Source organism: Chryseobacterium potabilaquae (genome assembly GCF_902728265.1).
Lineage (GTDB): Bacteria > Bacteroidota > Bacteroidia > Flavobacteriales > Weeksellaceae > Chryseobacterium > Chryseobacterium potabilaquae.
The window spans coordinates 95,703-114,552 of record NZ_CACVBR010000002.1; the positions used below are offsets into that span (position 1 = coordinate 95,703).

The 18,850-nt window shown below is 40.8% G+C and carries 18 protein-coding genes; 14 read left to right on the forward strand and 4 right to left on the reverse strand.

The annotated features are described in order from the left end of the window. The first annotated feature begins 2 nt into the window (after window positions 1-2). The 5 genes from CHRY9293_RS01690 (at window position 3) to CHRY9293_RS01710 (ending at window position 4,833) form a co-directional block, all read left to right on the forward strand. Window positions 3-527, forward strand: coding sequence for a DUF305 domain-containing protein (locus CHRY9293_RS01690; protein WP_162031324.1), 525 nt, complete (start codon window positions 3-5; stop codon window positions 525-527). A 25-nt stretch (window positions 528-552) separates the two neighbouring features. After that, window positions 553-972, forward strand: coding sequence for a hypothetical protein (locus CHRY9293_RS01695; RefSeq protein ID WP_162031325.1), 420 nt, complete (start codon window positions 553-555; stop codon window positions 970-972). Between the two features lie 33 nt (window positions 973-1,005). After that, window positions 1,006-1,461 carry a heme-binding domain-containing protein gene (locus CHRY9293_RS01700; protein ID WP_162031326.1) on the forward strand — a complete coding sequence of 152 codons (456 nt, stop codon included), beginning with the start codon at window positions 1,006-1,008 and terminating at the stop codon, window positions 1,459-1,461. 12 nt (window positions 1,462-1,473) lie between these two features. Beyond that, window positions 1,474-3,747: a multicopper oxidase family protein gene (locus tag CHRY9293_RS01705; RefSeq protein ID WP_162031327.1), complete on the forward strand. Its 2,274-nt coding sequence runs from the start codon at window positions 1,474-1,476 to the stop codon at window positions 3,745-3,747. A 264-nt stretch (window positions 3,748-4,011) separates the two neighbouring features. Then, complete coding sequence (locus CHRY9293_RS01710; RefSeq protein WP_162031328.1) at window positions 4,012-4,833, forward strand: RteC domain-containing protein; 822 nt, start codon at window positions 4,012-4,014, stop codon at window positions 4,831-4,833. 5 nt (window positions 4,834-4,838) lie between these two features. Here the strand turns inward: CHRY9293_RS01710 and CHRY9293_RS01715 are convergent, their stop codons facing one another. Next, window positions 4,839-10,283 carry an N-6 DNA methylase gene (locus tag CHRY9293_RS01715; RefSeq protein ID WP_162031329.1) on the reverse strand — a complete coding sequence of 1,815 codons (5,445 nt, stop codon included), beginning with the start codon at window positions 10,281-10,283 and terminating at the stop codon, window positions 4,839-4,841. Next, the gene (locus CHRY9293_RS01720; protein WP_003002387.1) at window positions 10,270-10,707 is read right to left on the reverse strand and encodes a DUF1896 domain-containing protein; all 438 of its coding nucleotides are present in this window, start codon (window positions 10,705-10,707) and stop codon (window positions 10,270-10,272) included. Before CHRY9293_RS01720 ends, CHRY9293_RS01715 begins: the two co-directional genes overlap by 14 nt. Before the next feature lie 227 nt (window positions 10,708-10,934). Between CHRY9293_RS01720 and CHRY9293_RS01725 the strand changes: the two genes are divergently transcribed. The 9 genes from CHRY9293_RS01725 (at window position 10,935) to CHRY9293_RS18650 (ending at window position 15,792) form a co-directional block, all read left to right on the forward strand. Further along, window positions 10,935-11,264 carry an ArsR/SmtB family transcription factor gene (locus CHRY9293_RS01725; RefSeq protein WP_162031330.1) on the forward strand — a complete coding sequence of 110 codons (330 nt, stop codon included), beginning with the start codon at window positions 10,935-10,937 and terminating at the stop codon, window positions 11,262-11,264. Window positions 11,265-11,321: 57 nt separating this feature from the next. Continuing rightward, the gene (locus CHRY9293_RS01730) at window positions 11,322-11,786 is read left to right on the forward strand and encodes a DUF6428 family protein (protein WP_162031331.1); all 465 of its coding nucleotides are present in this window, start codon (window positions 11,322-11,324) and stop codon (window positions 11,784-11,786) included. A 29-nt stretch (window positions 11,787-11,815) separates the two neighbouring features. Further along, window positions 11,816-12,589 carry a metallophosphoesterase family protein gene (locus tag CHRY9293_RS01735; RefSeq protein WP_162031332.1) on the forward strand — a complete coding sequence of 258 codons (774 nt, stop codon included), beginning with the start codon at window positions 11,816-11,818 and terminating at the stop codon, window positions 12,587-12,589. A gap of 17 nt (window positions 12,590-12,606) precedes the next feature. Beyond that, window positions 12,607-12,984, forward strand: a complete 378-nt coding sequence (gcvH, locus tag CHRY9293_RS01740) for a glycine cleavage system protein GcvH (protein WP_162031333.1) — start codon at window positions 12,607-12,609, stop codon at window positions 12,982-12,984. 7 nt (window positions 12,985-12,991) lie between these two features. Then, window positions 12,992-14,023, forward strand: coding sequence for an ACR3 family arsenite efflux transporter (gene arsB / locus CHRY9293_RS01745; protein ID WP_162031334.1), 1,032 nt, complete (start codon window positions 12,992-12,994; stop codon window positions 14,021-14,023). Window positions 14,024-14,110: 87 nt separating this feature from the next. Further along, complete coding sequence (locus CHRY9293_RS01750; protein ID WP_003002379.1) at window positions 14,111-14,527, forward strand: bleomycin resistance protein; 417 nt, start codon at window positions 14,111-14,113, stop codon at window positions 14,525-14,527. An 82-nt stretch (window positions 14,528-14,609) separates the two neighbouring features. Next, window positions 14,610-14,975, forward strand: coding sequence for an ArsR/SmtB family transcription factor (locus CHRY9293_RS01755; protein ID WP_003002377.1), 366 nt, complete (start codon window positions 14,610-14,612; stop codon window positions 14,973-14,975). Between the two features lie 5 nt (window positions 14,976-14,980). Continuing rightward, window positions 14,981-15,583 carry a mercuric transport protein MerTP gene (gene merTP, locus CHRY9293_RS01760; RefSeq protein ID WP_003002375.1) on the forward strand — a complete coding sequence of 201 codons (603 nt, stop codon included), beginning with the start codon at window positions 14,981-14,983 and terminating at the stop codon, window positions 15,581-15,583. Next, window positions 15,583-15,792 (forward strand): GDCCVxC domain-containing (seleno)protein, encoded by a 210-nt coding sequence (locus tag CHRY9293_RS18650; RefSeq protein ID WP_078704224.1) that lies wholly within the window; start codon window positions 15,583-15,585, stop codon window positions 15,790-15,792. The genes merTP and CHRY9293_RS18650 overlap by 1 nt, the downstream gene beginning before the upstream one ends. Window positions 15,793-15,884: 92 nt before the next feature. Here the strand turns inward: CHRY9293_RS18650 and CHRY9293_RS01770 are convergent, their stop codons facing one another. Together CHRY9293_RS01770 and CHRY9293_RS01775 are read right to left on the reverse strand one after the other, a co-directional pair. Further along, complete coding sequence (locus CHRY9293_RS01770; protein WP_162031335.1) at window positions 15,885-16,766, reverse strand: ORF6N domain-containing protein; 882 nt, start codon at window positions 16,764-16,766, stop codon at window positions 15,885-15,887. Continuing rightward, window positions 16,756-18,849, reverse strand: a complete 2,094-nt coding sequence (locus CHRY9293_RS01775; RefSeq protein ID WP_162031336.1) for a type IA DNA topoisomerase — start codon at window positions 18,847-18,849, stop codon at window positions 16,756-16,758. Before CHRY9293_RS01775 ends, CHRY9293_RS01770 begins: the two co-directional genes overlap by 11 nt. Between the last annotated feature and the right edge of the window lies 1 nt (window position 18,850).

Consider the following 18,850-nt stretch of genomic DNA (forward strand, 5'->3'; position numbering starts at 1 on the left):
TTATGGAAAATATGCAGAACAACCACCATACAGGTCATGCTTCAGGGCATGGTGCGGATAATTCAAGCCATGCTTCAGCTATGTACAAACGCTTTGCTGTTATGGCTGTCGTAATGTTCGGTGCAATGTATTTTATTATGTACGCTATGATAGACGGATTGCACAACCTTATACCCAATATTAACAATTTATATATGACCCTGCTGATGACCTCGGCAATGTTACTTATCGAATTAGTGGTAATGAAAGTGATGTACGCTAACAGGAAAATGAATTGGGTGATAGCCATAGTTTCAGTCGCCGTTGGCATCTTTTCATGGTTTGGTATCAGGGAGCAAATCAATGTGGGGGACAAACAATTTGTAAAAGGTATGATACCCCATCACGCAGCAGCAATATTGATGTCCGAGAAGGCAAAGCTAACCGACCCGGAACTGATACAGTTGCAAAAAAACATACTTGAGACCCAAGCGGAAGAAATTGAATTGATGAAGCGCAAGCTGAAAGAGTTTGAAGAAAGTAAATAATAAAATTTCAAAAAATAGTTTCAACATGAGCAAAATAATAATTGGCTTTATTTCTTTATTAACCTTGCTATTCACCGCTTGCGGGCAGACAGGGTCAAATAAGGATGAAGCAGCACAGCATCATTCGCAGGCAACTCCGGCAAGCCACGAACATAATGCCCAAATAGGTGAATTGGTTCCATTGGATGAAGTCTGCATGGTAAATGATGCCTATATGGGCAAAAAGCAGTTTGACGTAAAATTTGAAGATAAAACGTACTATGGCTGCTGCGAAATGTGCAAGGAGCGTATTCCAAAGGATGCCACCGTGCGGGTAGCAATAGACCCTTATTCCCATAAACAGGTGGATAAAGCCCTTGCGGTAATTGCCGTTACAGGAAACAACGGTGAAGTGTCCTACTTTGAAAGCAAGGACAACTACACGAACTATTTAAAGAAACAGTAGCCAAATTTTAAATTAAGTAACAATGAGATATTTATGTCTTTAACGAAGAAAATCATATTGGGGTTGACTGTTATCTTAATCGGCATACAGTTTTTTCAACCTTTACGGAACCAGTCGGATGAAGTAACAGCCTCCCATATTGAAAAAGTATATGCCGTACCGCAAAACGTAAAGACTATCCTTGTCCAGTCCTGTTACGACTGCCATAGTAATAATACCCGTTACCCGTGGTATAGCCGTATCCAACCCGGAACGTGGTATATGGCGCAGCATATAAAAAAAGGTAAGGAGGAACTCAACTTTAGCGAGTTTGGCGAATATTCTGCCCGCAGGCAGCGAAATAAGTTCAGGACTATGGCGGGGCAGGTTAAGGACGGAGAAATGCCCTTATCGTCATATACACTCATTCATCGAAATGCAGTATTGTCGCAAGAGGATAAGCAGGTTTTGATGAAGTGGTTTGAAACAATGGAAGATAGTATTAAATAAAATTTAAAAATAATGAACAGACATAAAAAAATATCCATAAGGATACTGCAAACAGTACTGATACTGCTTTGCACACAAACCCTATTCGCACAGAAAGTAGTGCGATACGAATTATACGTAAAAGACACGTTGGTAAGCTATGCAGGAAAAGAAAAAAGAGCGATTGCGGTGAACGGGCAAATTCCGATGCCTACGCTCACTTTCACCGAGGGTGATACTGCCGAAATTGTAGTACACAATCAGTTAAAAGAAAGTACATCATTGCACTGGCACGGCGTGTTCCTGCCCAATAAAGAGGACGGAGTACCGCATCTTACACAACAGCCGATTAAGCCCGGTACTACCTATACCTATCGTTTCCCTATTATTCAGCACGGTACGCACTGGTATCATTCTCATTCAGGATTACAGGAGCAGATAGGAATGTACGGTAGTTTTGTAATGAAAAAACGTGAGGATGATAAGACCTTTAGGAAAGGGATTGACGATTTGCCTACCGTACCCATAATCCTAAGCGAATGGACAAATTATAATCCCAACAATATTAACCGGATGTTGCACAATGCCAATGATTGGGCTGCCATCAAAAAAGGGGCTACGCAATCATACGTTGAAGCTATCAGAGAGGGGAAATTTGGCATAAAAGTAAAGAATGAATGGAAGCGGATGCTGGCAATGGACGTAAGCGATGTGTATTATGATAAAATCCTTATTAATGGCAGCAATTCGCCGGAGCTAAAAACGGTTGACGGCAAAACCTTAAAAGCAGGGGATAAAGTGCGGCTCCGCATATCCAATGGTGGCGCATCTTCCTATTTCTGGCTGCGTTATGCCGGGGGTAAGATTACCGTGGTGGCAAATGACGGTAACGATGTGGAACCCGTTGAGGTGGATAGGTTAATCATTGCGGTTTCCGAAACATACGATATAGTAATTACCATTCCTGACGATGGTTTGTCGTATGAGTTTTTAGCTACAACCGAGGACAGGACACAATCGGCAAGCTATTTTATAGGTAACGGCATCAAGCAGCTTATTTCTCCACTTCCCCGTTTGAAATATTTTGAGGGGATGAAGATGATGAACGATATGATGAAGATGAATGGCGACCTGGACGATATGGGTATGAATATGAGCCTGAACCAAATGGATATGAATGTGGTAATGTATCCCGAAATTACGGGAGAAGCAGGCAAGAAAGCAGACCACAGCAAGCACGATGGTATGAACATGGATAATGACCCCAACCGTTATAATGCAAATGCGTTGGGAGATATTGTTACCTTAAACTATGCCATGCTCAAATCTCCCTACAATACAACACTTCCCAAAGATGCGCCTGTAAAAGATGTAAAATTTACCCTTACCGGAAATATGAACCGCTACGTTTGGAGCATGGACAATAAGGTGCTTTCCGAAACGGATAAAATACCCGTTAAGAAAGGGGAAATACTGCGTATTACTATTCATAACAACTCTATGATGCGCCACCCGATGCACCTCCACGGATTTGATTTTAGGGTATTGAACGGCAAAGGTGAAAATGCACCGCTTAAAAATATCATTGATATTATGCCGATGGAAACAGACACCCTTGAATTTGCAGCAAACGTGGACGGCGACTGGTTCTTCCATTGCCATATCTTATATCACATGATGTCGGGAATGAACAGGGTGTTTGCCGTAGGCGACTACCAAAACCCATACTTACCCGATAAGGCTAAAGCCTATAAAGCATTACAGAGGGAAAGCAATATGCCCCATTTCATGGCGCAGAATGATTTTGCCACCAATGGTAATGACGGAGAGGCAATGCTCCAAAACGCAAGATGGAGTTTGGGTACAGAATGGCGTTTAGGTTACAATGATATGCACGGTTATGAAGTTGAAACCCACTTGGGGCGATATATCGGTAAAATGCAATGGCTCATGCCGTTTATTGGCTTTGACTGGCGTTATCGTAAAATGGGGATAGACGAACACGAAACAAACTTATTCGGACAAAAGAATGAAAAAGATACACGCAGGGCAGTTAGCTTAGGTGTTATGTACACGCTGCCAATGCTTATTAATTTTCAGGCAGAAGTATATCATGACGGCATTGTACGGTTATCGTTGATGCGAGAGGATATTCCTATCTCGAAAAGATTAAGAGGCGGCTTTATGGTCAACACAGATTTTGAGTATATGGCAGAACTTAGATATATAGTAAACAAAAATATTGGCATCCGTACCCACTATGATAGTGATATGGGGCTTGGTGTGGGACTTGCGTTGACTTACTAAAATTGCAATAAGCACCAATGGTTGTAAGCCGCAAAACCGTTAAATAATATCGGCAAAAAAACAGGTGGTAGTGATGCGGGGTTAGTTCGTAATAATTAACCTGCATCATGCTACAACCCATTAAATTATACAACAAAATCTAAGTATCTCCATCAGCAACACGATAGGGGTGAAATTCTATAAGTAGTAATTGCATAATAAGCTAATATGAACAGTATTAGCTTTTCTATATTAACGAACAATGTGTATTTCAAAATGAAGCGAATGGAGAAATTTTACAATGAAATCTATCTTAAGTTGGAAACTGAAATCCAAGAACTGGAAATTGAAACTGACTTCCCCATAAAAAGAATAGAAGCGGTTATACAGCTTATCATTCAAAGCCTTGCAGACTTAAAAGAGTTTGTGCTGAAAAATGACTTCAAGAATATGGAAGAAGAAATCCATTTTTTCAAATATCAGAAACCTGTTATTGTTTCAAAGCTCATCTACTATAATTCCATTTATAAAATCGAAACGAGAAGACCGTATGGAAATAAGCGTACCAAGAAATATTTTACCAAAGAGCTGAAAAAGCTAAAAAGGTTCTTTGAGAACAATCTCGATTTTTACAAGTATTACCGCAGCAACAATTCTTTCGTTGACGAGAAGTTTTTTGTACGTGGCAAGCACGATATAAGGCTATGGTTGGACACTTTTTATTTTGAGGCAGACCATCGCTTTTCTACTTCGCACGATTACAAGGTTGCCAAGATAATTGCCAATGACCTGATACAAGTTTATTTAGAGGACAGGCTGAATAACGTCAATGAGAAAAAAGGTTCAGACAATGCGTTGAAATGGACGGCAAGCAAAACAGCACTTACGGAACTCATTTATGCACTATACGCCCACGGTGTATTTAACAATGGGAATACAGACATAAAATTAATCGCCAAAGCATTTGAAGATGCCTTTAATATTGAGTTGGGCGACTTTTACCACACGTTTATGGAACTTAAAGCCCGTAAAATAAACCGGACGAAATTCCTTGACAACCTGTGTGAAGCACTGATTAAGAAAATGGACGAACAAGACGAAAAGTAAGCATATTACAATACGCCACGGGGCAAATGAACACCTTTTGTCCGTATAATGCTTTCCTGAACCTTTGGGGCTTCTTTCTGCTTCTCTGCCTGCTCCGGAGCATCTTGTTTGGTTTCAGGCGTAATAGATAGCTGTATCTTTCTTTCCACGGCTGCCAGTTCCGTTTTAAGCTCACTCAATCGGCTTTCCTTAGACCAAGTACCGTTAACCACTTCCTGAAGTATAGGCAGGTCTTTTTGTATTTCCGCAACCTTATCTTGTTCCTGCTTAATAAAGCCTGGCAGTTTTTCCAAAGCCCTCAAAAAATTCATTGCAGCAGTTTCAGGGTCTTTTGCCATTAGACCATTATTGTAGGTGTATTTGATATTGCCCTCGCCCTGTACCAGAAAGCGGTTTACCCTAATATCCACACCCTCTTTTTCTGATATTTCAGTTTTAACCAACAGCGTAAAACTATACAAGCTGCCTATTTCCTCATACTGACCTGCGGTGCGGGCTTTGTCCGCAATCTCGTTAAGTTTTGAGCCTATTTGTTTCGGGTTTGCATTGGGTGGTAAGCCCTCCAACAGCACAGGGTTTTCGATTGTACCGTCCGAACGCTTTTGCAGGCGTTGCTGTAAATTTTCCCAGTCTGTACTCATCCGGTTCAAACGGGATTGAGTGCTTTGCAACATTTCCGTATAATCCTGCACCTTAAATTTGGCACTGGATTTTGAACGGTTGAACGCCTGTTTTTCGCTTTCCAGTCCGGCAATCTGCTTTTCCAGTTTGGCTTTATCCAACAGGTCTGTATTTCCTGACAGGATTGCCACATATTCCGAAAAGTTCATTCCCGATTTTTCGTCCATACTTCCCTCGTCAATTGTTCTTTTGGTCAGGTTGTTGGTCTTTAACTGGTCGATGAAAAGCTGCTTATTATACAGCAGGTTGAACTTGTAACTATCCAACGATTTTTCAACGGCATAGATGATAACAGCCACTTTATTATCGGCAAAGAATTTAGCAATCTCGTTGCCTTTACGGATTGCCCGCCCGTCCCTTTGGGCAAGATCTGACGGTCGCCACGGTGTATCTAAATGATGAACGGCAACGGCTCTTTTCTGTGCATTGACACCCGTACCCAACATACTGGTAGAACCGAAAAGCACACGGATTTTGCCCTCGTTCATCCGATTGATAAGGTCTGTACGCTGCTTATCATTTTTCGCTTCCTGGATAAACCTTACTTCGTGCGCAGGGATGCCGTGGTCTTCCACGAGCTTGCGTTTGATTTCGGAGTACACATTCCATTCGCCGGGCTTGTAGGTTCCCAAATCCGAGAAAACGAACTGCGTTCCTTTCTGTGCATTGAACTGGTTATAATACTTGGCGATATTTGCTGCACAATGCGAAGCCTTGTTGTCGGGATGGTCGTCGTAGATACCGCTTACCATACGCATATCGAGCGACATCTTGCGGGCGTAATCGGTAGCAATAAGCATTTTTGCTTTTTCCTCCCTTTGCGATAATGGTTCTCTACCGAGCAAAGTAGCATCGCCCGTTTTGGCAAACTGCATCAGGCTTTGGATAAAGGCTTCTTGGTCGGGCGTTGGCGGTATGTTGTACAATACCTCGTTCTTAGTGGGGCGGTCAATACCAATATCCTTAGCCGTTCTGTAATCCGTTATTTCAGAATAGAACTGTGCCAGTTCCGGCACTTTGATAAAGTAGCGGAAACGCTCTTTTGCTACAATATTGTTAGCTACCGAAAATTCATAATCGGTCGTTTTCCGTGCATAGATAGCTGCCCACGCATCAAAGGAATGAATACCCTGTTTTTCCAATGCACGGGGGCGCAGGTATTTAAACAGCAGGTACAATTCCGTTAATGAATTGCTGATGGTTGTACCCGAAAGAAAGGTTGCACCCATATCCGCATTGGTACGCTCTTGAATGGTGCGGATTGCAAACAGCAGGTTCAGTGCCTTTTGGCTGCCATCCACGTTACCCAGTCCGGCAACCCGTGTATGACGGGTGTTGAACATTAGGTTTTTGAACTGGTGGCTTTCGTCCACAAACAAATGGTCTATACCCATCATCTTAAAGTCCACAATATCATCTTTGCGGTTTTCAATATCGTGTTGCAGCGTTTTCAGCTTTACTTCAAGATTTTCTTTTCGCTTGATTACCCCGGCGAGCATTCCCCTTGTCACTTCCTTGCCTTGCGATTTCAGGGCATCGAGGTTGCGCTCTACGCTGTCTAATTCTATTTCGAGAATTTCCTTTTGTATTTCGGGCGATTGAGGTATCATTCCAAACTGGTCGTGCGTAAGTATCACACAATCCCAGTCGTTGTTTTTAATATCCCCGAAAATCCGCAGGCGTCTCTTTGGCGTAAAATCATCAATACCTGGATAAAGGATTTTAGCGTGTGGATAGGCTTTGCGGTAGTCTTCGGCAATGGCAGGTATATTCGCTTTCAGCCCGATAATCATCGGCTTATGGGCTAATCCCAAACGCTTCATTTCCTGCGCTGCGGCACACATTATCAGCGTTTTCCCTGCGCCTACTTCGTGGTCGCATATAGCACCGTTGTTCAGCTTTATCATCCAAATGGTGTCCTTTTGGCTTGAATACAGGTCTTCAATGCCCAATGCCTTACGGTCTAATCCCGGAAAGTCCTGATGGCTGCCGTCATAGTGCGGGCGGACGAAACAGTTAAAAGTATCGTTGTACTGGTCGGTCAGCCTGTTTTTAAACTCATCGTTTTGTGCGTGTAGCCAGTCGGTAAAGGCGGTACGGATTTCATCAATCTTGGTGTTCGCCATTTGTATGGCTTCCATATCCCGTACTTTGACCTCTTGGTCGCCAACCAGTACTTTTTTGGTAATATCAGGCGTGGTATTGACAAGGGCGTGTTTGAGCAGGGCAATACCGTCAAACGTGCGGCTTTCCGCTTTGACGGCATATTTTTCCCAAATGTGCATATTGCCCTGATGACACTTTACAGAAAAGTCGTCGGAGCTTTCGGAATAATGAACCAGTACATCCGCATCAAACAGGTGCGAAGCGAAACGGGCATAAATCCCAGTAGGTATCCACCGTTCGCCGAGGTTAAAATCCAATTCCTCAAAGTCAATACGTTTTGGTCGGGCTTCCTCTAAAGCGTTAAGGCTTTCTTTGGCTTCGGTATCATCGGGATTGTTTTCGAGATAGGCTCTTACGTCGTCGGCTTTCTCAACTACGTTACCTGCAATCCAACGTTCAGCTATTTCGTATTCCTGTTGTAGCGGATTGAAGAACAACCGCCCGTGCAGGGCTTCTTTAAGGGTATCGGTAGGCAGGCTGCTGATTTCGGACATAAAGTCCAAATCCACATTTCCGTATTTGTTCAGCGAGGCGGCTAAAGCCTCTTCGGGATTTTCGGTTGCTAACGTAGTGGTAGAAAAGCTAACGGGACGGCTGAAAATATCCGCTTTGTGGATTACGCCGCCAATGATACGCTCCAGATAGGGGATTTCTTTGCCTGCGCTGTCGGTCTTTATCAGCTTGGCATTGTCGGCAGCATTGAGATTACCGTATTTTTTGACAAAGCCATCGTACAGGAGGTTCAGCGTTTCCCTTTCTTCTTTATGCTCGGTCTGCTTTTCAGCTTCTTTTTGGTACAGGTTGATATAACTGTCCCTTACGGCTATATAGGCTTCGGCTCTTGCTTTCTGTGAGCTCGGCAATTGCAACGGATGAAAGGTTGCTGTTGCCTTGTCGTCGTTCCTTTGCACATCTTGCAGATAACCAACCCAACCGTTATCTACCACAAGGCAATCGTTACGGTGGAATGATTGCAGTTCGCCAGTGTACGGGGCAGGTTCAGGAATAGCATTAATATTGGTAGTGGCAATGGCTGTCTTATCAGACTGGCCATTACCGTTTGTTTGTGAAAACAGGTCGCCAATAGCTTCCTGTTTTTTGTCGTTTACTTGGTGGCTTCCATTGGCAGCACCATTAGATTTTAGCGGTGTGTAAGACTGCTGCCTTGCACTACTGAACAGGTCTGGCTGACGACTTGTTGTACCTCTTCTTTTTTTAGTGCTTTGTCTTTTGGCTTGGGTAGTTCTTTTAGGTGGAGCAAGAACCATTATAGGTTCGCCCGCACTTTCAAACAGGTCAAAAATACTTAGTTGCTTTAATTCCTGCGGGCTTTCCTGACGGAGTACCGGAGTGGATACAGATTGCGGTTTTTGCTGAATGATTACAGGGTCGATAACCGGAGGTGTAACCTTTGGTTCAATCGGAATTTGTATAACAGGCTCATCGCTGCGTTCGCCTCTGTATAAATTCAAATTCAGGTGCTTTCCAAAATCTTCGGAAAGCATTTGCTTCAAATCTTCGGCAATCCCCTCAACACCGTCTTTATGCGTATAGATTAAGGCAGGTTGCCCGTATGGGTCGGTATCTAATTTTTGGTCGGTATGGATAATTCTTGCACTATCCTGAAAGAGCGCATTGCCCGGCGTATTGTATTCGGTTGGCTTGCTTTGGCAAAACAGATCTTCCCTGTCGGTCAGATTTTTTTTTGCCGTATTTTTTTGTAGGATAATAAGGTCGCTGCCTACTTCCGTACCTGCATATTCGGTAAACAGGTTGTTGGGCAATCTTACAACCGAAACCAAATTATTATCCTGCATTAACGCCCTGCGTATGGGTTCGTTCTTAGGGCTGTTCAGAATGCCCTGTGAAGTAATATAAGCCAACAAGCCGCCCTCACGGAGCATATCAGCACCTTTCAGAAAAAAGTAATTGTGTATGCTTCTGGCAGCTTGTTCCTTTGCGCTGTTTCTACTGCGGGAATAAGAAAGGTCAAATACAGAAGTATCGCCAAAAGGGATATTACTGGCAATTATATCATAGCTGTTTTGTTCCCTTTCGGGGATTTCTTCAAAACCGTTTATACGGATATTGCTATCGGGGTAAAGCTGCTTTAAAATCTTGCCTGTAAGCAAGTCCTTTTCATAAGCGGTAACACTGGCTGTTTGGTTTTCCGAAAAGGATTGGATGAATGAACCGATACCTGCGGAGGGTTCGAGGAATTTATCAATGTGCAGACCATTATCCCGCAAGGCAGATGAAATGGCATCTATAACCTTTGGCGGTGTATAAAAAGCCGTCAGTACGGAACTTTTCATACTGTCCACATACCTGCGGTATTGCTTATCGTCTTCGGAATTTTCTTTGAGTAGTTGGTGGAGTTCCTGCGTGAGTGGAAAAAGGTCGTGTTCTGTTTTTCTCCAATGATTGATATCTATTTTGTTTTCTATGGGGTTCAGAACGAATTTAAGACCGCCAAATCCGCTGTATCGCATCATTAGCAGTCTTTCGCCTACGGTGGCTTGCCGTTTCTCCTTTTCCAGTTTAAAAACAATTCGCAGGGCATCAATATTCTGTTGGAGATGGAACCGTTTACTGAAGCCCATTTTCCTCAATCCATATTGAGATGGTTCCAGTCAGTTCGGTGTAGAGTACATCAAACTCATACCCATAGGCGAAATCATCGGTTAATTTGTATCCTGCGAAAACAGGCTCACATACAGGGAACATTTTCAGGGCGAACAGTCGCAGTTCCTCGTCTGCCATTATGGTATCAAACTCATTGCATACCACTTTGAAAACCGTGTCGAACTTGGAGAAGTGCAAGCCCTCAAAAAGTATGTAATTGGCTATTTCGTCGCATTGCTCAACGGCGTTTCCCGAACGGAAAGCACCTTCGTAAGCATTGGCAGCCCACGAAGACCGTTGGTCTATAAATTTTTGGTCGTGTGCCTTTTCGGGAAAGCTGCTGTTTAATAGTTCTTGCAGTCGTAATCTGAAAAACGACAGGTCTTTTTGCTGTACATCCATACTTTATTTTGTTTTGAATTTTACTTAAATCCTAAAATTAGAAGCAGGAGCAAATGCCTTTGATAATGTTGCAGGGTTTGGCTTTGAAAGGCAGGATTTGGCTATTTACAATAGAAATTTGAAATGATAATTTGTACAGAATTGGTGCTTGGATATATGTTTTTTCACAAACTATTTTTGTGGTTTAAATATTTATCGTAATATTGCGATGTAAAATTAAGTGTATTATGGGCGTAACAAAAACTGAAATATTTACAGAGCAGCAAAACAACTTGGCAACCTCTTTAAAGGCATTGGCTCATCCTGCCCGTATAGCTATCCTACAATACATCATTAAACAGAATGCTTGCATTTGTAATGACTTGGTGGAAGAATTAGGATTGGCACAGGCTACCATTTCACAACATTTGAAAGAACTGAAAAGCATTGGCATCATCAAAGGAAGTATCGAGGGAACCAGTGTATGTTACTGCATTGATGAAAATGTTTGGCAGAAGCTAAAAAATGAACTCAATATGTTCTTTGTAGATAATGTAGGGGTTGATAAATGCTGTTAAGCATTTTTTTAAATGTATCAATCGTAATAAAGCAATATAGCAATTAAATAAAAAACAATGAAACTATCAAACATCAAAGAAATCTTACCAGCATTAGATAATGTTGAATTTCAATTAGAGAACGGAACATTTGTACCGGAACATTTTCACGTTACAGAGGTAGGCGTTATTACCAAACACTTTATTGATTGTGGTGGAACGATTAGAAAAGAAAAAGTTGTCAATTTCCAATTATGGAATGCTAACGACTTTGAACACAGGTTAAAACCAACCAAACTATTAAACATCATCAAACTATCTGAAGAAAAACTGGGTATCGAAGATGCCGAGATAGAGGTAGAATACCAAAGCGAAACGATTGGTAAATATGATTTGGATTTTAACGGAAACCATTTTGTATTAAAGAACAAACAAACCGCTTGCCTGGCGAGTGATGCCTGCGGCATTCCTGCGGAAAAACAAAAAGTAAACTTGGCAGAATTAAAAGATGCTTGCTGTACGCCTAATTCGGGATGTTGTTAACCTAAACTATCATATAAAAAATCAATAAAATGAAAATTGCATTATTCAGCGACATTCACGCCAATCTACCTGCATTAGAAGCATTCTTTGAAGATGTAGAAAAAAGAAACCCCGACAGTATTTATTGCTTAGGCGATTTGGTAGGATATAACATTTGGGCAAACGAAGTAGTAAACGAAATCCGTAAAAGGAAAATACCAACCATTGCAGGAAATTATGATTTTGGCATCGGACGTATGAGCAATGATTGCGGATGTGCGTACAAAACAGATAGTGAAAAAGGCAACGGCAGCGTATCTATTTCCTTTACCAACTCTATTATGAAAGATGAGGAAAGAGCCTATTTGCGTACACTTCCGGCACATATCAAAGTAGAATTTCAGTTGAACGAGGACAAACTCAATTTATTATTAGTACACGGTAGCCCAAGAAAGATAAATGAATACTTATTTGAGGACAGGGAAGAAAAAAGTATGCTTAGGATAATGGAACAAGCTGATGCAGACATAATGTGTTTTGGGCATACGCACAAGCCATACCACCGTATTTTAAATTCGGACATTGACGGACAAAATCATTTCAGACATGCCATAAATATAGGTTCGGTAGGAAAGCCGAAAGATAGCGATGTAAGAGGTGGTTATGTAATGCTTATAATCAATGAAGATAGTTCTGTATTGGATAAAGACAGTATCAGTGTAGAATTTATACGCTTTGATTATGATATTGAAAAAGCCGCAAAAGCAGTTGAAGAAAGCCCATTACCCAACGAATACGCAGAAAATTTAAGGAGAGGTTATTAATCTAAAAAATCAGAAAAATGGAATTTCCAAACGATTTAAAATATTCAAAAGAACATACGTGGATAAGCGTACAGGGCAATACAGGTACAATAGGTATAACAGAATTTGCACAAAGTGAATTGGGCGAAATCGTATATGCAGACTTACCGAATGTTGGATATAGTTTTCAGCAGGACGAAGTATTTGGCTCTGTTGAAGCGGTTAAAACGGTCAGCGATTTATTTATACCTGTATCGGGTAAAATCATTGAAACAAACGAACTACTATTGAAAGCACCTACACTTATCAATGACAACCCTTATAAAGATGGTTGGCTGATAAAAATTGAAATCAAAGACATTACAGAATTAGAAAATTTATTGACATCAAACCAATATAAAGAACTTACAAATTAGCCAAGCTATGCAACCAAAACTAAAATTCTTAGACAGATACTTAACCTTATGGATATTCCTTGCAATGGCAACAGGTATAGGGTTGGGGCATTTCTTTCCGGGTATCTCAAAAATTACGGACAGCCTATCCGTAGGCACTACAAACATTCCATTGGCAATAGGTCTGATACTGATGATGTACCCGCCATTGGCAAAAGTGGATTATTCATTATTGCCCCAAGCATTTAAGGATAAAAAAGTAATCGGTATATCCTTATTGCTCAATTGGGTTATCGGTACAATATTGATGTTCGGGTTAGCCGTTTTGTTTTTACGCAATGAACCCGATTATATGACAGGTTTGATATTGATAGGTTTGGCAAGATGTATTGCAATGGTAATCGTATGGTGTGACTTAGCTAAAGCAAACAGAGAATATACAGCTATGTTAGTGGCGTTAAACAGTGTTTTTCAGATAATAAGTTACAGCTTCTTAGTTTGGCTGTTCATCAATGTATTACCAAGCAAATTAGGATTGGCAAATTTCAATGTAAGCGTATCAATGAAAGATGTTACAGAAAGCGTATTGATATACTTAGGCATTCCTTTCTTAGCAGGTTTTATAAGCCGTTACGCAATGGTAAAATCAAAAGGTATAGAATGGTATAACAGGAAATTTGTACCCCGAATATCGCCCATTACATTATATGCTTTACTTTTTACTATAGTATTAATGTTCAGTCTGAAAGGAGATAAAATATTAGAACTGCCAATGGATGTGGTAAAAGTAGCTATACCGTTAATCATCTATTTTGTACTGATGTTTTTCGTCAGCTTCTTTATCAACAAATCCCTTAAAGTTCCTTACGACAAAAACGCCTCAATCGCATTTACAGCCACAGGAAACAACTTTGAATTGGCAATAGCGGTAGCAATAGCCGTTTTCGGTATTCATTCCCCACAAGCGTTTGTAGGCGTTATAGGACCGTTGGTAGAAGTTCCGGTACTAATTCTATTAGTACGTGCAAGTTTATGGTTAAAGAAGAAGTATTACAGTTAGAAACAAGCAAAAGTTATGAAATGGCAATATGATTTCAACAGATGTACAAAAAATATAAGGTTCAATAATTAAAATAATATCGCGAAAATGATAAAACTAATAAAGACCATACCTGCATTTCCTGTTCGGGATATTGAAAAAGCAGTTGCCTTTTATAAAGCCCGATTGGGCTTTGATTGCAGACATATGGAAGAAACCTTTGCAATATTAATTAGGAATGGTATAGACTTACATTTATGGGCTTCCTGTAATTATAGCTGGAAATGGAAAAGTATTTTTTTATTTCTCAAACCGATTAGTAGCGGAGCGGAAAGTTTTTTGGCAGGTACACACAGTTGCCGGATTGAAATAAAAGGCATTGACGAACTGTATAAAGAACTAAAAGAAAAGGAAGTATTACACAATGAAAAAACCGAAATAGAAACCACTTACTACGACACAAGAGAATTTGCAACTTTGGACTTATACGGAAATTTACTAACCTTTTACGAAAATATACAGTAGGAACAAACAGTTCAACCAAGCCGGTTTTAACTTTTTGTATTTTAGCAATTGCTTAAATAAGCAAATTAACTATATTTGCAACATGGATAGTACTTCTTGTATAAGACAACAGGCGGACATTAAACAAATCAATCGCTGTAAAGAACGAGTTTCAGAACTTCACGGTTCGTTTGACTATTTGTCGAATGGACTTGAATTGGCGGGAAACAATGTAAGACTGAAAATCCTGTTTCTGATTTATGAAGAAAAACGACTATGTGTTTGTGATTTAAGCGATATTCTCGGTATGACAATTTCTGCAATTTCTCAACATTTACGAAAGCTCAAAGACCGTAGACTAATTGAAACGGAAAGAAAAGCACAAACTATTTTTTATTCATTGACAAAAGAGTATGAAAAAATGTTGACCCCATTTTTTGAAATACTTGATGATAATAAAATTTTATAAACTATATGAAAACGGACAACAAACTAATCGGCACTGGACTTTTTACAGCAATTGCTGCGTCATTATGTTGCATTACGCCTGTTTTAGCTCTAATAGCAGGGACAAGCGGGATTGCTTCAACCTTTTCTTGGCTCGAACCTTTCCGACCATATTTTATTGGCTTGACAATTTTAGTGCTTGGTTTTGCTTGGTTTCAAAAGTTGAAACCCAAAAAGCAAATTGACTGTGAATGTGAAATAAATGAAAAACCGAATTTTATGCAAACAAAATCATTTTTAGGAATTATTACTGTTATGGCGGCTTTACTTTTGTCATTTCCCCTTTATGCCCACATCTTTTTTCCAAAGACCGAAAGTAAAGCAATTATTACCCAAACTTCCAAAATCCAGAAAGTTGAGTTTACAATCAAAGGGATGACTTGTTCAGGTTGTGAACATCATATTAAAACAGAGATTAGCAAACTAAAAGGAATTATCGAAGTTGTCGTTTCCTATGAGAAAGGCAACGCTATTGTTAAGTTTGACAACAAGCAAACAAGTATTGCCGAAATCGAAAAAGCTATCAATTCGACAGGTTATAAATCACTAAAAAGTAAAGTTATATCATAATGGAAATTAAATTAAAATCAATAATAACTTGCCCAAACTGTGGACACAAAAAAGAGGAAACAATGCCAACAGATGCTTGCCAGTATTTTTATGAATGTGAAAATTGCAAAACAAGATTAAAACCATTACAGGGGGATTGTTGTGTGTATTGCAGTTATGGTACTGTAAAATGCCCGCCAATACAAGCAGGAAATAGCTGTTGTAAATAAGAGAAGCTTAATAATTTACTTTAGAAAGCTACTTGTCTAAATTTGTGAGTATAACCTATTTAGCGAAAAACCTCCGAATTATCAGAGGTTTTTTATTCATTATTTAAGATTTGGAGCATCCTGCCGACTTCAATATCCATTCTTGAAAACGCAAACCATTTTTTGCCCAGGTCTTTGAGTGATGCTCCTATATGGTAGAGTTCTGCATTATCAATAATCAAAAATCGGTCGTGGGCATCGGAGAAAACCTCAATAGTTACTGGAGGATATTGGCTATTGTAGCGTTGTAAGTCTAACCGTAACTGATTGCTGATGCTTTTGGTAAGGATTGTAGCGGTTACATTGTTTTTACGCTTACCCAGTAAAATAAGCACCGTATCATCCACGTAATTATCAAGCAGGATAATTGAGCTTACGGCACTTCGGATAATATCGGAAACAAAGGTGTAGGCATCAAATACCTGCCCGTTGTAGAAAATGCCTTTTTCGCTGTGCAGCTTGTCGCTTTCCAAAGCCTTAAAAATCTCTTCAAATTTTTGGTCGGCTTCCAGTTGCTTTAATTCGATATTATCCAAACGATGAAACAAAGAAGCGTTGCTGATAAGCATACGCCTCATTTCTACAAAGGCTTCCATTATTTCCACACTCATTTTAACGGCTATATCAGACCGGAGTATGGCAGATGCCATTGCAACGCCCTGTTCGGTAAAAACATAGGGCAAATAACGCCTGCCACCGTAATTTAAACTTGAGGTTCCAATTTGGAACCTCAAGTTTTCAACTTCCTCTTCGGTCAGTTGAAAGCAGAATGATACAGGAAAACGCTCAATATTCCGTTTAACGGCTTTGTTCAGGTTCTTTGTTTCTACCTGATATAAGGCAGCGAGGTCGCTATCCAACATTACCTGTTTGCCCCGGATAGTATAAATCAGGTTCCTGATTTCTTTGGGTACGATTGACGGTTTATTTTCCATTGCGTTTACTGCTTTTGTTTTTCTCAAACTCAAAGGAACTTTCAGCGTTTTCTTTCAGAATGATGTAAGCATCGAATTTCTTTCCCGCTTTGCTTGTCATTCCTTTAATAAGAGAGGTTTTGCCTTTATTGACAAGGCTTGTTACATTTTCGATACTGATTTGTACACCGCAGACGGTGCGGAACTGTACCCAGTTACAAGCCTCATCAGGGCATTTCACAATCTTGTCACGGATAATAAGCTGCTGACTTTTGCATTTCGGGCAGGTCAGATTGGGTTGGTTAGTGCTTGCAATAGAGGTTTGCAGCAATTCATCAGTAATAGATTTGGCATAGGTTTCCATTTCCTTTTGGAACGTTCCGGCATCCGCTTCGTTATTTTCGATTTTCTGCAATGCCAGTTCCCATTCGGCGGTCATTGCCACATCCGCAATTTTCCGGTCTTTAACAAGCCCATACACCTGTAATCCTTTTTCTGTAGGGATTAAAGAACGTTTATCCCGTTGGATATAATTACGGGTAAACAGGGTTTCGATAATGGCGGCTCTTGTTGCAGGGGTACCGATACCGATATTTTTGAGGGCTTTGCGCTCTTCTTCGTTCTCAATTTCTTTCCCTGCGGTTTCCATAGCCGACAAAAGCCCGGCTTCGGTGTAAAGCACTGGCGGTTTGGTCTGCTTTTCCAAAACGGCGGCTTCTTTTATGGCAAATTCGTCACCTTTATGCAGTTCAGGTAATTCCTGCACTGGCTCTTCGCCATCATCGGTAAAACTTCCTTTTATGGAACGCCAACCCGTTTCCTGTATTTTACAGCCTTTTGCCGTAAAGTCGTAATGCAATACCTGTAATAATACATCGGTTATTTCTTTAACACAGGCTTGCGATATGGCTTCGAGCAACCGAAGCGCAATCATATTGTAAATCTTGTTTTCGTCTGTGTTGAGTACGGACGGTACTTTATCCGTAATCAACAAACCGTGATGGTCCGCCACACGGAGGTCATTCACGATACGTTTGTTGAACCGTCCCCATTTGATTTTGGTAAGGGCTTGCTTGCAATCCTCACGGTTCTGCAATGCCCGCACAAGGTTGGGAATTTCTGCCCACATATCTTCAGGAATGTATTTGCTTCCTGTACGTGGGTACGTGATAAACTTCTTTTCGTACAGGCTTTGTGCGATGTTTAACGTTGCTTCAGCAGATAATTTCAGCCTTTTGTTGGCTTCCTTTTGTAAGCCTGTCAGGTCGAAAAGCAAGGGCGGTTGTTCTGTAACGCTTTTGGTTTCTACCGAGGTAACGGTTGCCGTTGCGCCACGCTGAATAGCTTTAAGGGTATCATCGGCAAGCTGCTTTTCGTCCCATTTGGTTGCGGAAATACTTTTGAAATCAACCTGTGCTTTATTGTGCGATAATTGTATCTGCCAGTATTTCTTAACCGTGAAATTCTTATTGTCGAGGTAGCGTTTGCATATCAAAGCCAGTGTGGGCGTTTGTACTCTTCCGAGCGAATAAATGCCGTTTCCTGCGGCAATGCTCAATGCCTGTGTAGCATTGATGCCTACAAGCCAGTCGGCACGGCTTCTGCCTTGCGCTGCTTGATACAGCCCGTCAAATTCTTTTCCGTCTTTCAGGTTGTCGAAGCCTTGCTTTATTGCCTTTTCGGTAAGCGAACTTATCCAAAGGCGTTCAAAAGGTTTGTTGCATTTCAGGTATTCATAAATGTACCTGAAAATGAGTTCGCCCTCACGACCTGCATCGGTAGCAACGATGATGCTGTTGCTTTGCTTAAAAAGCTGCTCAATGACTTTCAGTTGCTTTAATGCGCCAGTATCGGCGGTGTACCCTTTGTCTTTTTTGACCTTGCGGACGGTCAATAAAAACGGATTAGGCAATATCGGCAGGGATGCCTTGTCAAATTTAGAAATGCCGTAATCTTCGGGCATTCCCAGTCCAATTAAATGGCCGAATGCCCACGTAACAAAATAGCCGTTACCTGTCAGGTAGCCGTCCTTTTTATCGGATGCTCCCAACAAGCCAGCTATCTCCCTTGCTACGCTTGGTTTTTCTGCAATGATTGTTTTCATA

Excerpts from the sequence above, each read along its gene's own strand:
- CHRY9293_RS01690 (WP_162031324.1), top strand. The coding sequence starts at position 3 with ATGGAAAATATGCAGAACAACCACCATACAGGTCATGCTTCAGGGCAT.
- CHRY9293_RS01695 (WP_162031325.1), top strand. The coding sequence starts at position 553 with ATGAGCAAAATAATAATTGGCTTTATTTCTTTATTAACCTTGCTATTC.
- CHRY9293_RS01700 (WP_162031326.1), top strand. The coding sequence starts at position 1,006 with ATGTCTTTAACGAAGAAAATCATATTGGGGTTGACTGTTATCTTAATC.
- CHRY9293_RS01705 (WP_162031327.1), top strand. The coding sequence starts at position 1,474 with ATGAACAGACATAAAAAAATATCCATAAGGATACTGCAAACAGTACTG.
- CHRY9293_RS01710 (WP_162031328.1), top strand. The coding sequence starts at position 4,012 with ATGGAGAAATTTTACAATGAAATCTATCTTAAGTTGGAAACTGAAATC.
- CHRY9293_RS01715 (WP_162031329.1), bottom strand. The coding sequence starts at position 10,283 with ATGGGCTTCAGTAAACGGTTCCATCTCCAACAGAATATTGATGCCCTG.
- CHRY9293_RS01720 (WP_003002387.1), bottom strand. The coding sequence starts at position 10,707 with ATGGATGTACAGCAAAAAGACCTGTCGTTTTTCAGATTACGACTGCAA.
- CHRY9293_RS01725 (WP_162031330.1), top strand. The coding sequence starts at position 10,935 with ATGGGCGTAACAAAAACTGAAATATTTACAGAGCAGCAAAACAACTTG.
- CHRY9293_RS01730 (WP_162031331.1), top strand. The coding sequence starts at position 11,322 with ATGAAACTATCAAACATCAAAGAAATCTTACCAGCATTAGATAATGTT.
- CHRY9293_RS01735 (WP_162031332.1), top strand. The coding sequence starts at position 11,816 with ATGAAAATTGCATTATTCAGCGACATTCACGCCAATCTACCTGCATTA.
- gcvH (WP_162031333.1), top strand. The coding sequence starts at position 12,607 with ATGGAATTTCCAAACGATTTAAAATATTCAAAAGAACATACGTGGATA.
- arsB (WP_162031334.1), top strand. The coding sequence starts at position 12,992 with ATGCAACCAAAACTAAAATTCTTAGACAGATACTTAACCTTATGGATA.
- CHRY9293_RS01750 (WP_003002379.1), top strand. The coding sequence starts at position 14,111 with ATGATAAAACTAATAAAGACCATACCTGCATTTCCTGTTCGGGATATT.
- CHRY9293_RS01755 (WP_003002377.1), top strand. The coding sequence starts at position 14,610 with ATGGATAGTACTTCTTGTATAAGACAACAGGCGGACATTAAACAAATC.
- merTP (WP_003002375.1), top strand. The coding sequence starts at position 14,981 with ATGAAAACGGACAACAAACTAATCGGCACTGGACTTTTTACAGCAATT.
- CHRY9293_RS18650 (WP_078704224.1), top strand. The coding sequence starts at position 15,583 with ATGGAAATTAAATTAAAATCAATAATAACTTGCCCAAACTGTGGACAC.
- CHRY9293_RS01770 (WP_162031335.1), bottom strand. The coding sequence starts at position 16,766 with ATGGAAAATAAACCGTCAATCGTACCCAAAGAAATCAGGAACCTGATT.
- CHRY9293_RS01775 (WP_162031336.1), bottom strand. The coding sequence starts at position 18,849 with ATGAAAACAATCATTGCAGAAAAACCAAGCGTAGCAAGGGAGATAGCT.